This is a genomic window from Amycolatopsis sp. NBC_01480, from assembly GCF_036227205.1.
In the GTDB taxonomy this organism is placed as follows: domain Bacteria; phylum Actinomycetota; class Actinomycetes; order Mycobacteriales; family Pseudonocardiaceae; genus Amycolatopsis.
In genome coordinates, this window is the sequence record NZ_CP109442.1 from 9636482 (window position 1) to 9650118 (window position 13637).

Annotated in this window: 11 protein-coding genes; 7 read left to right on the top strand and 4 right to left on the bottom strand. The window is 71.4% G+C overall.

Annotation, left to right across the window (positions count from 1 at the left end; translation table 11 throughout):
- Window positions 1–116: 116 nt before the first annotated feature.
- Entirely contained in the window at window positions 117–1595 is a 1479-nt protein-coding gene (locus tag OG371_RS44805; protein ID WP_329063433.1) for an FAD-dependent monooxygenase, read from the bottom strand.
- 128 nt (window positions 1596–1723) lie between these two features.
- Here OG371_RS44805 and OG371_RS44810 point away from each other — a divergent pair, with 128 nt between their 5' ends.
- Window positions 1724–2689: an Lrp/AsnC family transcriptional regulator gene (locus tag OG371_RS44810; protein ID WP_329063435.1), complete on the top strand. Its 966-nt coding sequence runs from the start codon at window positions 1724–1726 to the stop codon at window positions 2687–2689.
- A 27-nt stretch (window positions 2690–2716) separates the two neighbouring features.
- On the opposite strand, the gene OG371_RS44815 is transcribed toward OG371_RS44810, so the two are convergent.
- The gene (locus tag OG371_RS44815; protein WP_329073435.1) at window positions 2717–3256 is read right to left on the bottom strand and encodes a Uma2 family endonuclease; all 540 of its coding nucleotides are present in this window, start codon (window positions 3254–3256) and stop codon (window positions 2717–2719) included.
- Window positions 3257–3762: 506 nt separating this feature from the next.
- On the opposite strand from OG371_RS44815, the gene OG371_RS44820 reads away from it, so the two are divergent.
- From OG371_RS44820 to OG371_RS44830, 3 genes are all read left to right on the top strand, one after another.
- The gene (locus OG371_RS44820) at window positions 3763–5436 is read left to right on the top strand and encodes a TIGR04141 family sporadically distributed protein (protein WP_329063437.1); all 1674 of its coding nucleotides are present in this window, start codon (window positions 3763–3765) and stop codon (window positions 5434–5436) included.
- Between the two features lie 201 nt (window positions 5437–5637).
- Window positions 5638–6036, top strand: a complete 399-nt coding sequence (locus tag OG371_RS44825; RefSeq protein WP_329063440.1) for a DUF1508 domain-containing protein — start codon at window positions 5638–5640, stop codon at window positions 6034–6036.
- 148 nt (window positions 6037–6184) lie between these two features.
- The gene (locus OG371_RS44830; protein WP_329063442.1) at window positions 6185–7273 is read left to right on the top strand and encodes a substrate-binding domain-containing protein; all 1089 of its coding nucleotides are present in this window, start codon (window positions 6185–6187) and stop codon (window positions 7271–7273) included.
- 74 nt (window positions 7274–7347) lie between these two features.
- Here OG371_RS44830 and OG371_RS44835 read toward each other — a convergent pair whose 3' ends face one another.
- The gene (locus OG371_RS44835; protein WP_442876055.1) at window positions 7348–8250 is read right to left on the bottom strand and encodes a sortase; all 903 of its coding nucleotides are present in this window, start codon (window positions 8248–8250) and stop codon (window positions 7348–7350) included.
- Window positions 8247–10529 carry a hypothetical protein gene (locus OG371_RS44840; protein WP_329063444.1) on the bottom strand — a complete coding sequence of 761 codons (2283 nt, stop codon included), beginning with the start codon at window positions 10527–10529 and terminating at the stop codon, window positions 8247–8249. The genes OG371_RS44835 and OG371_RS44840 overlap by 4 nt, the downstream gene beginning before the upstream one ends.
- Before the next feature lie 133 nt (window positions 10530–10662).
- On the opposite strand from OG371_RS44840, the gene pstC reads away from it, so the two are divergent.
- The 3 genes from pstC to OG371_RS44855 are packed head-to-tail and all read left to right on the top strand — an operon-like array spanning window position 10663 to window position 13630.
- Window positions 10663–11643, top strand: coding sequence for a phosphate ABC transporter permease subunit PstC (gene pstC / locus OG371_RS44845; protein ID WP_329063446.1), 981 nt, complete (start codon window positions 10663–10665; stop codon window positions 11641–11643).
- Window positions 11643–12806 (top strand): phosphate ABC transporter permease PstA, encoded by a 1164-nt coding sequence (pstA, locus tag OG371_RS44850; protein WP_329063448.1) that lies wholly within the window; start codon window positions 11643–11645, stop codon window positions 12804–12806. Before pstC ends, pstA begins: the two co-directional genes overlap by 1 nt.
- Window positions 12803–13630 (top strand): phosphate ABC transporter ATP-binding protein, encoded by an 828-nt coding sequence (locus OG371_RS44855; protein WP_442876056.1) that lies wholly within the window; start codon window positions 12803–12805, stop codon window positions 13628–13630. The genes pstA and OG371_RS44855 overlap by 4 nt, the downstream gene beginning before the upstream one ends.
- The last annotated feature ends 7 nt before the right edge of the window (window positions 13631–13637 follow it).

Below are 13637 nucleotides of genomic sequence, written 5' to 3' on the forward strand. Positions count from 1 at the left end.
CACCGCGCCCAACGCGGTCAAGGCCCCCATCACCGCGTCCAACGCCGTCAAGGCCTCCTTGCCGGCATCCAACGCCGGTAAGGAGGCCTTGACCGCATCCGAAGCGGGCCCGAAGCTCACCGTCCACTTAGGATCGCAAGCAGGGGCTCGCCGAACCACCGCCCGAACGCCGCCTCCAGCCCGTCACCAGTGCTGTCCACGCCCCCGGCCCAGCCCACGTACCCGTCCGGCCGGACCAGCATCGGCTCGGTGCCGCCGACCACGCGGTCGACCCGGTCGGACCAGAGGTCGGCGACCTTGCCCAACGCGTCGGCCGGGTCGAGCAGGAGGCCACGGCCGGAGCGCAGCAGCTCGTTCACCCGGGCCGGGCCGCGGTCGAGGACAAGATCCAGGTCAGGGGCGGGCAGCCCGGCGAGCGGCTGGCCTTCGACGCCCGGCAGCGTGTACCGGATGCCCATCCCGGACAGCAGGTCGTCGAGCTGGTGCTGGACCTCCGGCAGCTTAGCCAGCGCGGTGAACAGCTCGCGAGTGGCCGTGACCTCGGGGGCGCGGGTGCCTTCCCAGTCCATCAGCAGGCTCTGGGCCTGCACGTTGCGCAGCACCGCCGCGCCGACCGCGTGCCGCTCCGCGTGGTAGCTGTCGAGCAGGCCGTCCGCGGCCTGGCCGCGCACGGCGGCGCCGAGCTTCCAGCCCAGGTTCAGCGCGTCCTGGATCCCGGTGTTCATGCCTTGCGCGCCGAGCGGGAGGTGGACGTGGGCGGCGTCGCCGGCCAGGAACACCCGCCCGTGCCGGTACTGCGCGGCCTGGCGGGCCGCGTTGGTGATCCGGCGGGCGTAACGCAGTTCGAGCAGCCGCACGCCGAGCCCGAACACCGCGCGCAGCCCGTCGCGGATCTCGTCCTCGGTGATCGGGACCTCGCGGGGCCGCGCCCGGCCCGGGCCGCCCATCGCGAGGCGGAGCATCGGCCGGCCGGCCGGGTCGGTGCCGAGCGGGAACAGGTGCACCCAGTCCCCCTCGTCGTTCCAGCGGTGGGTCATCGTCTGCTCGACCCCGCTGAGCCGGAGGTCGGCGGCGATCACGGTCGACGTGCCGGCCTGACCGGGGAACTCGGCCCGCAGCAGCGAGCGGACCGTGCTGCGCCCGCCGTCGGCGGCCACGAGGTAACGAGCGCGGATCGCGGTGCCGTCGGCGAAGAAGGCGGTAACCCCGTCGGCGTCCTGCTCCAGGCCGGTCAGCTCGTGGTCACGACGGACGTGGATTCCTTGTCCCGCAAGGGTTTTCTCGAGAAATCCTTCGACGACCACCTGCGGGATGGACCGCCACGGAAAGCGGTGCCGGTCCTTCGTGAGCGGGAGGTGGATGCCGCCGAAGTGGGCGAGGCCGGCCGGGTGGTTCCCGGTGGCCAGCAACGGTTCCAGCAGGCCACGCTGGTCGAACGCCTCCTGGGTGCGGGATTGCACGCCACCGGCCTTGGACAGCTCACTCCCCCGCGACAGCCTGTCGACGACAACGGCCGAGGCCCCGGCCAGGCGGAGTTCGTGGGCCACCGTCAGTCCGGTGGGGCCCGCGCCGACGATCAGTACGTCCGTGTCCATGGTTTTCCCCTTGTGCTTCGGCATTTTCGTGTCCGCTCCGGACCAGGCCAACGTTCCCGCCCGCCGGCCGGTCGAGCCAGAAACCGACACGATTGCGCCGGTATCCGACCTCAGCTAGCGTCCACCCGGTGGAATCCGACTACGACGAGCTGGACCGCCAGCTCGTGCGCGCCCTGCAGATCGACGGACGGGCCCCGTTCAGCACTATTGCCGAGGCCCTCGGCGTGTCGGATCGCACCATTGCCCGCCGGTACTCGAAATTACGGTCGGCCGGGGCGCTGCGGGTGCTCGGCGGGGTGGCCCCGGCGGCGCTGGGCGCGGTGCAGTGGTTCCTCCGGGTGCGCTGCGCGCCCGGGGCGGCCGTGCCGGTCGCCGAAGCGCTGGCCCGCCGCCCCGACACGTCCTGGGTGAGCCTCACCTCGGGCGGCACCGAGATCACCTGCACGGTCGACACCGAGAGCGAGGCCGAAAGCGAAGCGTTGCTGCTGGCCAAACTCCCCCGCACGCAACGCGTCGAGGGCGTCACCGCGCATTCGGTGCTGCACGCGTTCTACGGCGGCCCGGACAGCCTGATCGCCAAGCGGGGCTCGCTGAGCCGGGAAGCGGTCGAGCTGCTGCGCCCGCCGCCAGTGCCGCACCGGCCGGGACCGGTGCGGCTCGACGACGGCGACCGGAAGCTGCTCGCCGCCCTCGCCGCCGACGGCCGGGCCGGGTTCGAGCAGCTGGCCGCGGCCACCGGCTGGTCGCCGACGACGGTCCGGCGCCGGATGCGGGAGCTGCGCGAAGCCGGGGTGCTGTACCTGGACCTCGACGTCGACGGGCGCCTGTTCAGTCTCGGCACCCGGACCATGCTGTGGCTCTCGGTGCCGCCCGCACACCTGGAGGAGACCGGGAAGGCACTGGCCGGGCACCCGGAGATCGCGTTCGCCGCCGCCACCACCGGCCCGACGAACCTGTACGCGAGCGTGGTCTGCGCCGATCAGCGCGAGCTGTACCAGTACCTGACCACCCGGGTGGCCGGCCTGCCCGCCGTCACGCACATCGAGACGGCGCCGGTGATCCGGACCGTCAAACGGGCCGCGAGGCAGGGCTGAGCGCGACCCTCAGCACGAGGACACGGCTCAGTACGACGACACCAGGTCCGCGGGGCTGAGGTCCAGCCGGTACGGCAGCTCGAGCCGCGCGACCTCCTCGCCGGTCGCCTCGGCGTCGAGGGTGTACTCGCCGTCGACGAGGCGGAAGCACTGGATGCCGGGCGAGCGCGGGTCGATCACCCAGTAGTACGGGCAGCCCGCCTCGGCCAGCCGCGCCGGCTTGAGGTGCGTGTCGATGTGGCGGCTGGACGGGGAAATCACCTCGACCGCCAGCACCGGGACGCCGACGAGGGCGCGCTCGGTGAACGTGTCGCGGCGGCCGACCACCACGTCGGGGATCATCACGGTGTACTCGTCGAGCACGACGTCGACCGGGGCCGGCAGGACCTCGCAGTCCGCAGGGCAAACCGGGGTGAGCGCCGCGAGCAGGCGCGCGACCACCCTCTGGTGCAGCGGGCGCGGGGAGGGGCTCACTAGAAGAGTCCCGTCCACCAGTTCATACCGACGTCGCTCATCCGAGATCGTCTCCAGGTCCCGACGGGTGAGACGGTCGCCGTGCGCGAACATCGGGACTACCACCATGCTGCCCCCAGGAGCGGGCCGACCGGAAAACGACTCCGCCAGAGTAGACGCGCGCACCCGCCACCGCGAGCCGTCACCCGGGGCGTTTCGCGCCCGTCTGGCCCATCCGGCGGCGCGGCCACTGCGATCAACACTCACGATCCGTGACGAAAAAGCGGAGAAACAACCCCGGCCAGCGCAAGAACCGGACCGGAATACGGCCATTCGAGCACTGTTACGGTATTCTCTAAAACGCCATTCACCGGCATCCCATCCGACACTTCCCGCTCATCTGGCAGACGCTTGAGCTGCAACGATGCTCCGGGAAAACGTCTACCGAAAACCTGCTGAAACGATACCATTGCCCGACGAACGAGGGTTTCGCCGGGCCGGGTTAAACCCGATTTCACCCTTCCGCCCGGCATTCGCTCTGCGTGATTAACCGGACGGCCGGATGCCCGTCTTATCCTGGATTGTCATCGCCCCCATACACACCTTTCGGTGGTGGTCTCATGCCTGCCCCGTCCTCCCCGAGCAAACCGGTCTCCCTCTTCCGGCTCGACGGCACCGCGGCCGAGGAAGACCTGCTGGTGTCGCTGACGCCCGAGCAGGTCACCACCGACCTCCCGGTCGACCTGTCGGGCACGGCGGCCCGGCTGGTCGCCGGGACCTTCCGCACCGAGATGCCCCCATGGGTCCCGCACGCCGCCGCGCTGACCGGCAACCAGCTGGAACTGCCTTCGACGCTGCCGTTCGCGGTGCTGCTCGTCCCGCGTCCACCGTGGACATACGCGGTGGCGTGGGGCGCCGGGCACCTGGTGCTGAACGACGAATACGTCGAGCAGGGCTTCGGGCTGCTGTTCGGGATCCGCCGGCTGGACCCGTTCGACCTCGGGCTGGTGGCGAGCGCGGCGCTGGACGTCTCGGCGCGCGCGACGCAGATCTCCATCCCCGGCGGCGGCGAGCTGTCGGCGTTCCGTCTGGAGCCCTACGGCGACCTGGTGAACCGGCTGGCCGGCTCGGCCGACCTGACCGACCTCACCTACGGGCGGGTGACCGGAAAGCGCTATCGGATCCGCGTCGGCAACTCCCTCTGGGCGCCGCTGGCGAAGGAGCCGGACGCCTTCCTCGCCGACCTGGACGCGGTGGGCGCGGTCGTCGACGAGCCGGACGCGGAATCGGCGTTGCGGTTCGTGGCGCAGACCCGGCCGCTGGAACGGCACCACCGCCTCGTGCCGACGCTCGAACGGCGGCTCGCCGAGGCCCTGTCCGGCGAGGAAGGCACGCTCGGCCTGACCTGGCCCGGGGCCGCGGCGCACGACGCGGAGAACGCCGGCTCGTTCCGGATCACCGGGCTCGGGCCGGGCGGGCCGCTGCACGTCGAGGCGAGGCTGGAGCTCGAGCACCTGACCGCCCGGCTGGCCGGGATCCCGGTGGACCGGCGGGTCAAGGCGCTGCGAGCCGGGCGCGTGGTCACCTGCGCCGACGAGGCCGGCGAGCAGGAGACCGGCACCCCGCTGCCGGTGGCGCGCTGGCTGGTGTTCGAGACGACCATCGACCACGTCCGGTACGTGTTCCACCAGGGCCGCTGGTACCGGATCGGCGAGACCTACGTCGAGCAGATGCGCGCCCAGGTGGCGGACCTGCTCTCGCGCAAATACGAGTGGCCGGACCTCACCTGGCGGCCCAGCGGCGAGTCCGACGACGAGAACCGGTACTGCCACCGGGTCGCGCAGGAGCCAGGATTCCTCTGCCTGGACCGGGATTTCGCGACCACGCCGCTGCACCCGCGGTTCGAGCTGTGCGATCTGCTCGGCCCGGACGACGAGCTGATCCACGTGAAGTGGCTCGGCCGGGCCACTGCGGCCAGCCACCTCTACACCCAGGCGCTGGTGTCCGCCGAGGCGTTGCACGACGAGCCGGAAGCGCTTACCCAGCTCGCTGCCAAGGTCTCGGCCGCCGACCCGGACCGTGTGCTGACCGAGGCGCCGCGCACGGTGGTGCTCGCCGCGGCCGGGCGGGCGTGGCACGTCGACGAGCTGTTCACCCTGTCGCAGATCGCGCTGCTGCGGCTCGACCGCGCGGTGCGAGGCCTTCAGGCGACGCTCCGGTTCGCCGATATCCCGTACGTGCCGAAGCGAACTGCGCGCGCACAACCGGCTACTCGCCGCCGCAAGCGCCAGTAAAGCTCGTGAGTGTTTAGGACGGTTAGAACCGTCATTGCCACTCACGAGCCCTTCACGGCACGCGCACAACCGGCTGTTCATTCGGCCGCCGTCACGCCTTAAACGTGGGCGGTAACTTTCCACTGTCCGGGCAACGATGTTCCTGGTGTCTAGGACGGCCTTTCACCGGATGGCCTCCGTGCGGACTGGGGACGCGAAGAAATGAACAGCGCAGCGAGTCCACGCCGGACACCGAGATTCCAGCTGATCGGCGGGCGCGGGGAAGCGACCCGATGGCGGCTGCTCGGCAGCAACAACGCGTCGCTGGGACTGGGCACGGTCGATTACCGCAGCGGCGACGAATGCGTGGCGGCCGTCCAATGGCTGTGCGCGAACCTCGGGCGCATCCGCCTGGAACTGACCCATGACCACGGAATCGACTGGCGCTGGGCGCTGCACGCGGGCAGCGGGCCGATCGCGACCGCGAGCCACGCCTACGGCCGCCGTATCGAAGCGAAGCGAGGCTACGAGCGGTTCTCCCTCGCGGCGGGCGAGGCCGCGGAGTCCGTCGGGGACGGCCGGATCGCGGACTGGCGCACCAAATACCCGCTGCCGGGCTGAGCAGGTCACTGCGCGTGCGTTCGTCGGGCATTAACCGGCGCGCCGTCGGGCGGGAAGGCAACAAACCGCCCGGCGTTGCCGGGCTCGGCGAGGTTGGGTCCCGGCCCCGGAATCCCGAGGTCTAGACCAGACAGAGAGAGTACAACCCATGCGTGCTCGTACTGCCCGGTTCGTGGGCATCACCGCCGCCATCGCCGCCGGCGCCGCCCTTCTCATCCCGGGCACTGCCAACGCGGTGCCCGGCCCGAACGGCATCCCCGAGGTCATCGCGGCCGTCGGCTCCGACACGATCGCCGACGTCACCGGCGCGATCTTCGCCGCTGCCAACGCGGACAGCGCCGCCAACACGGACCCCGACAACTACGTCACCGTCCCGCCGGTGCTCCCGGCCGGCGGCTCTTTCGTGGTGCCGGGTGACGCCTTCGACGGCGGCACCACCTACACCAACCCCGGCAACCTCCCGCCCAACGGCTCCGGCGCCGGCAAGACCGCGCTGAACACCGCCGCCGCGGCCGGCAGCGCCTCGGTCGACATCGCCCGCTCCTCCTCGGGCCCGTCGTCGAGCGACCCGTCCACCTTCCGCTACTACGGCTTCGGCAAGGACGGCGTCTCCTGGGCCGCCTCGTCGACCGGCTCGGGCGCCGGCGTCACCCTGACCCTGCAGCAGCTGCGCGACATCTACAGCGGGGTCATCACCAACTGGAGCGCGGTCGGCGGCGCGAACGCCCCGATCACCGTTTACCTGCCCCAGGCCGGTTCCGGCACGCTGGCGTTCTTCACCGGCACCGTGCTCGGCTTCGACCCGACCACCAAGCCGGTCACGATCAAGCGCATGCAGGAGAACGAGGGCAACACCATCCCGGCCGCCGACCAGGCGACCGCGATCGCGCCGTACTCGGTGGCCCAGTTCGTCGCGCAGGGCAACGGCGCGGTGACCGACAAGCGCGCCGGCTTCTTCGAGGGCACCCTGACCGGGGCCGGCTCGGACGGCGCGCCCGTCTCGGGCACCGCCCCGAACCTGGCCCCGGCGTTCGCCGACGGCTTCCTCGGCGCCCGCACGGTGTACTTCGTGCTCGACACCCGCTCGCCTTCGTTCGACGCCGCGCTGAACGTGGTCGGCTTCGACGCGGCCGGCCCGAGCAAGCTGTGCTCCGGCAGCCTTTCCGCCACGCTGACCAAGTTCGGCTTCAAGCCGCTGGCCGCTGACGCCAACGGTGTCACCTGCACCCTCGGCTGACCTGCTCCGCAGCACAAGAACCGGCCCGGACGGGGTTTCCCATCCGGGCCGGTTCTTGTGTGGCTCAATGGCTTTCAGGCCCAAGCGGGCAACAACCGCCACACCGCCGTCGCCGCCAGCACGGCCAGCGCCAGCAACGCCGGAGCGGTGATGACGTACGTCGAAACCGGGCGCCAGCGGCGATACAGCACGGTCGCGCCCGCGGCCGCGGCGGCGAACCCGCCGAAGGCCAGGATCAGCTGGGCCCAGGCACCGCTGTCGCCGGTCCGGCCGTCCTGCGCGTCCGCCCGGCCGTTCTGCGGCGTGGGCCGGAACGGCTTGCCCTCCAGCACGGCGGTGACCACCGTGGCCGACGAGGCCGAGCCCGGCCACCAGCTCGCCGAGGTGACCAGGGTGAGCCGGTCGTTTTCGGTGCGGCCGTAGTCGCGGTCCTCGTTCAGGTCGCGGGTCGCGGTCTCGGTGACGGTGTAGACGGAGCGGCCCTGCGTCGTCGCCACCACGATCTGGTCGCCCTTGGCCAGTTCGCCCAGCTGCGCGAACGGGGCCCCGTAACCGGAATAACGGCCGACCACGGCGGAGTTCCCGGGCTGGCCGAGGCCCGAGGTCCCCGGGATGTGCCCGGGACCGGACGAAGTCTGGCCGGGCTCGGCGCCTTCGAGCACGACCTGCTGGGCCCGCAGCTTCGGGATCTCCAGCACGGCCACCGGCGAACCGAACTCCGGCGGCTTGGTCACCGGCGCGGCGCCGAGCAGGGTCCGGGTCGCGCCCTGCGCCTCCGCCATCCCGGCGCGGATGGTGGACAACGCGGCCCGCTGGTCGTTGTTCGCCAGCATCGGGCCGAGCGCGTACGCGACCAGCCCGAAGCAGAGCGCCGTGGTGACCAGCCAGCCGGCCACGGTCACCACTGTCCACTTGGGACTGAACTGCACCGGCGGGCGCGGGGCCGTCTCAGCAGGGGTTGCCGCCGGTGCGCTCATGCCCGGCCTCGCAGCGTGCGCAGCCGGCGGGCGAACCGGTTCACCCAGGGTGGCAAGGGTTTCCCCGCGGTCAGGTAGCCGGTCGAGGACGGCAGCAGCACCAGCGCCACGAGCGCCAGCAGCGGGATCAGCGCCGCCAGCGCGCCCGCGCCCGGGAACAGCGGGATCCGGACCCCGTCGGCCAGGTTCCGCGCCGCCTGGACGCTGGCCGCGGTGGGCGCCTTCATCGTGAGCGCTGCGTCCTGCGCCGGGCCGGTGGCCGAAGCGCCCGAGCCCGGTCCGTTGCCACCGAGGTCCCCGCCGGCCGGGCCGCCGGAGGCAGCCGGTCCGGGCCCGCCGGCACTCGGGTTCTGCGCCGCCTGCTGCTCGTGGCAGGCCGACGCGGCGGTGCCCGTGCCCACCTTCGTCGCGGCGTCCTGCGCGGCGGAGAGGAGATCGGGGGTCAGCGCCACCATGCCCGGGCCCAAGCCGTTCTGGCCGCCGTTGGTGGCCGCCTTGAGGAAGGTCGCGAGCTGGTCCTGCTTCGCCTTCTCGGGCGCACACGACGCGTCGACGAGCGGGTTCACCGGCGCGGCCAGGGATTCCACGAAAGTGAGCGGGTACGCGTTCGGATCGTCGGCGGCCCCGGTGATCTCCAGTGAGCCGTCCTTGGCCGGCTTGGCGTGCGCGGCCGCGGCCTGCAGCGAGGCCGGGGTGGGCGCGACGTAGCCGCCCTTGCCGTTCGGCAGTGCGACCGGGGTCCAGCCGTACTCGGTCGCCGTGGCCAGGTCGGTGACCACCCAGTTCAGGCAGCCGTTGGTGCACTCGATCCCGGTGCCGAGGGTGGCGTTGCTGACCTGCTTGCGGACGTTGATCCGGCCGGTCTTGGCGTCGACGTTGTGCACGCCGTCGTCCCCGAGGTTGAGCGCGTTGAGGTCGCTCACCACCCCGACCGGCTTCCCGTTGCCGGGCAGCGGAACCCCTTGCGGGCTCCGGAAATTGCCGTACGTCCAAGCCGGCAGGCCGGCCAGCTTGCCGCTCAGCGCCAGCGGGACGGAGCCGGCGCCGGATTCACCGGTGACGCCGTAGAACGTGCTGTCGGAGTGGCCGGCCCTGGCGTCGGGCGCCTGGACCGGGCTGGTCGGCCCGCTGATCGCGGCGAGCGCGGGGTTGCGGCCCACCAACGCGGAGCCGTTGGTGAAGATGCCGCCCCGGCCGGCGGCGTCGGGCAGCTCACCGCCCTTGCTCAGCATGTTCGCCACGTCGTCCCAGCTGAACTGCAGGTTCGACGCCAGCCGGGCGACCAGCGCCGCGCCGCTGTCCGAGCGGTCGGTCGGGGTCCAGCCGACGGCGGCGAGCACGGTCGCGTTGAGCGCCACCGGGACGTAGCTGCGGGTCCGGACGTTTTGGGCCGCCAGTGCACTGCCGGAGCCGGTGAACACCACGTCGGAGTCGCCCTTGTCGAACGAAGTCAGCCCGGTGTCCTCGGTCTCGGCCAGGATGTTGGCCGGCTGCGCCGATTTCGTCGGCGCGCAGAGCAGCTGGTTCCAGGCCACGGCCGTCCGGCCGAACCGCTCCGGCATGCTCGCGGTGACCGTGCCGGCGCCGACCCCGCCGCAGCCCTGGATCTTCAGCCCCGGAGTGGTCGCGGTGAAGGTGATCGAGCTGTCGTAAACCGTCTGCGAGACGGTGGCACCGGCCGGCTTTCCCGTGAGCTTCAGCATCATCGTGCACGGGTGGGTCTCGTCGCAGGTGTAGGAGTACTGCTTCTTGCCCGGGTTCGCCGGCCACGGGATCGTCGCGCTCGGGTTCAGCGTGGTGAACTCCGGGTCGAAGCTGACGTTCTTCGGCGCGGACGAGCCCCGCGGCACGTAGGTGTCGAACACGACCGACTGGGTCAGCGCGCTACGGCCCCGTTCCGATCGCGGTGTCTGGAACGGGGCGCCGGACAGCTCGTCGTTGAAGCTGCCGCAGTAGGCGTTGACCCGGTTGGAGAGCGAGGGGTCGGGCACCCAGACGAGCTTCTTCGTCACCGGGTCCAGCTGCGACTTCAGCAGCGAGTCGCGAAGCTGGGCCGGGCAGACGTAGAAGGTCGCGGTGGCGTCGGCGGGCAGGCCCGAGACCGTGATGTGCAGCGGGTCTCCGTCCTGCGCGTGCGCGAGGTCGGCGCCACTGGTCTGGACCGTGTAGGTCAGTGGTGGAGTGGTGGTCTGGGCGGACGCGGACGGCACCACCGCCAGGCCCAGCACGGCCAGCAGGCCACTGGCGAACACGAGCACTACCCGTCTCAAGCCGTTCATGGTGCCAACCTCCCCACCCCCGTGCGCCCCGTCAACAAAGCAGGGGGAAGGCCCGAAGCGGTTCACGAACGCGCCGTCGGGCCTTCGCTGCTCGTCCAACTTCGGCGTCCCGGCGGTCGGAATACTCGCTGCCGTGACTGTCACGACACCCGCTCCGGGCGCCCCGCCCCCGGAGCCACTGGCGATCGCCGACGTGCCGTCGCGAGCCGACCGCGCGTTCCGGCGCGTGACCACCGGCGCCGGCCTGTCGGTTCTCGGCCTCCTGGTCGTGATCGGCTTCTTCCTCGTCTACCGCTCGGTGCCGGCCTTCCAGATCAGCGGCTTCGGGTTCTTCTCCACCATCCAGTTCGACGCGGCGTCCGGGCAGCTGGGCGTGCTCGGCCTGATCTACGGCACGATCGTGGTGGCGCTGATCGCGGTGGCGTTCGCGGTGCCGTTGTCGATCCTCGCCGCGCTGTTCATCAGCGACTACGCGAGCGGGCGGATGCGGGGGTTCCTGACCGGGCTGGTGGACCTGCTCGCCGCGATCCCCAGCCTGCTCTACGGGTTGTGGGGCTTCAGCTTCCTGCGGCCGTACATCACGCCGCTCTCGGAGTGGATGACCTCGAACCTGGGCTGGTTCCCGCTGTTCTCGACCAAGCCGGGCGCGGTGCTGTTCAACTCCATGTTCGTGGCCGGGCTGGTCGTGTCGCTGATGGTCATCCCGATCACCACCTCGGTGATCCGCGAGGTGTTCACCCAGACCCCGGCCGGCGAGAAGGAAGCCGCGCTCGCGCTGGGGAGCACGCGCTGGGGCATGGTCCGCACGGTGGTGCTGCCGTTCGGCCGCGGCGGGATCGTCGGCGGCTCGATGCTCGGCCTGGGCCGCGCGCTCGGCGAGACGATCGCGGTTTCCCTGCTGCTGCCCCAGGTTCCGGTGGTGACGAGCCACCTGCTCGAATTCGGCGGCGCGACCATCTCCGGGTTCATCGCCAACAACGCGGGCATGTCCGGGATCGGCCTCAACGGGCTGATGGCGGCCGGGCTGGTGCTGTTCGTCTTCACCCTGGCGACCAACTTCACCGCCTCGGTCATCATCTCCCGCAGCCGCTCCGGAGTGGGAGTGGACGCCTGATGACCTCCGTCAAGGACGCACTCGACCCGGCTGAGGACACTGTGGACGATCTCACCGCAGTGGACACAGTGGACACTCCCGGTCCGCCGGCCCCGCCCCCGGTCCGGCGCCGCACCTCGGCCACCACCTCGCAGGACCGCTGGGTCGCGCTGGGCTGCGCGGTCTCGGCCACCCTGCTGACCTGGTTCCTGATGCACGAGCTGCTCACTTCGCCGGGCTGGCTCGCCGACCTCGTCGTCGCCTACCTGCTGTACCTGGCGATGCTGTACTTGGTCACCCGCGACCGGCTCGGGCGTCTGGCCGCGACGGACCGGCTGGTGTCGGCCGTGGTGGTCAGCGGCGCCGCCGGGCTACTGGTGCCGCTGCTGCTCCTGCTCGGCTACATCGTGACCAAGGGCCTGCCGAGCCTGCGCCTGGCGTTTTTCACCCACGACATGTCCTCGGTCGCGCCGACCGATCCCGCGACGGCGACCGGCGGCCTGCACGCGATCGTCGGCACCCTGGAGCAGACCGCGCTGGCGCTGGTGTTCGTGGTCCCGCTCGGGGTGCTCACCGCGGTGTTCCTCAACGAGACCCGCTCGCGGTTCCGCCGCCCGGTGCGGATCTTCGTGGACGCGATGAGCGGCCTGCCCTCGGTGGTGGCCGGCCTGTTCGTGTACGCGGCGCTGATCCTGCCGCCGGTGCAGTCCGGCTTTTCCGGCTTCATGGCGACGCTCGCGTTGACGATGATCATGCTGCCCACCGTCACCCGGACCGTCGACGTGGTGCTGCGGCTGGTTCCGGACGGCCTGCGCGAAGCCTCGCTGGCGCTGGGCGCGAGCCGCGCGCGCACGGTCTGGTCGGTGGTGCTGCCGACCGCCCGCACCGGCGTGAGCACCGCCATCATCCTCGGCATCGCCCGCGTGGTCGGCGAAACCGCGCCGCTGCTGTTCACCTCGTTCGGCTCGCTTTCGATGAACTACAACCCGTTCAGCGACCCGCAGGAGAGCCTGCCCCGCTTCGTCTACCGCTACATCAAGGAACCCCTCGCCTCGGCGCAGGAACGCGGGTACATCGGCGCTCTGGTGCTGATCCTGCTGATCTTCGCGCTGTTCGCGCTGACCCGGCTGATCGGCCGCAAACGCTGGTCCGGCCGTAGGACCAAACCCAGGAGTGCCCGGTGACCGAAATCCTCGACACGCCCCAGCCCGTGCGCGTGGTCGGCGGGCCGCCGCCCGGCGCCGCGGCCCTGGAGTCCCGCGGGGTGCACGCCTGGTTCGGCGACCGGCTGGTGCTGGAGGACGTTTCGCTGGCCATGCCCGCGCGCGAGGTGACCGCGTTGATCGGTCCGTCCGGCTGCGGCAAGTCGACCTTCCTGCGCATCCTCAACCGGATGCACGAGCTGGTGCCCTCGGCCGGCCTGGCCGGCGAGGTGCTGCTGGACGGCGCCGACATCTACGCGGACGGAACCCGCGCCCAGCACGCCCGGCTGCGGATCGGCATGGTCTTCCAGAAGCCCAACCCGTTCCCCGCGATGTCCATTCGCGACAACGTGCTCGCCGGGCTCAAGCTGGCCGGCGTCAAATGCGACGACAAGGACGGGCTGGTCGAGCAGAGCCTCGAGCGGGCCGGGCTGTGGCGCGAGGTGCGCGACCGCCTGCACTCCCCTGGCGGCGCGCTGTCCGGCGGCCAGCAGCAGCGGCTGTGCATCGCGCGTTCGCTCGCCGTGCAGCCGAACGTGCTGCTGATGGACGAGCCCTGCTCCGCGCTGGACCCGACCTCCACCCGGCGCATCGAGCAGACCATCGTGGAGATCTCCGACGAGGTCACCGTCGTGATCGTCACGCACAACATGCAGCAGGCCCAGCGGGTTTCGCACCACTGCGCGTTTTTCCTGGCCGGGGAGAACGAGCCGGGGCGCGTGGTCGAGCACGGGTCCACCGAGCAGATCTTCGGCGAGCCCGAGGACAGCCGCACCCACGACTACGTCAACGGCCGTTTCGGCTGACCGGGAG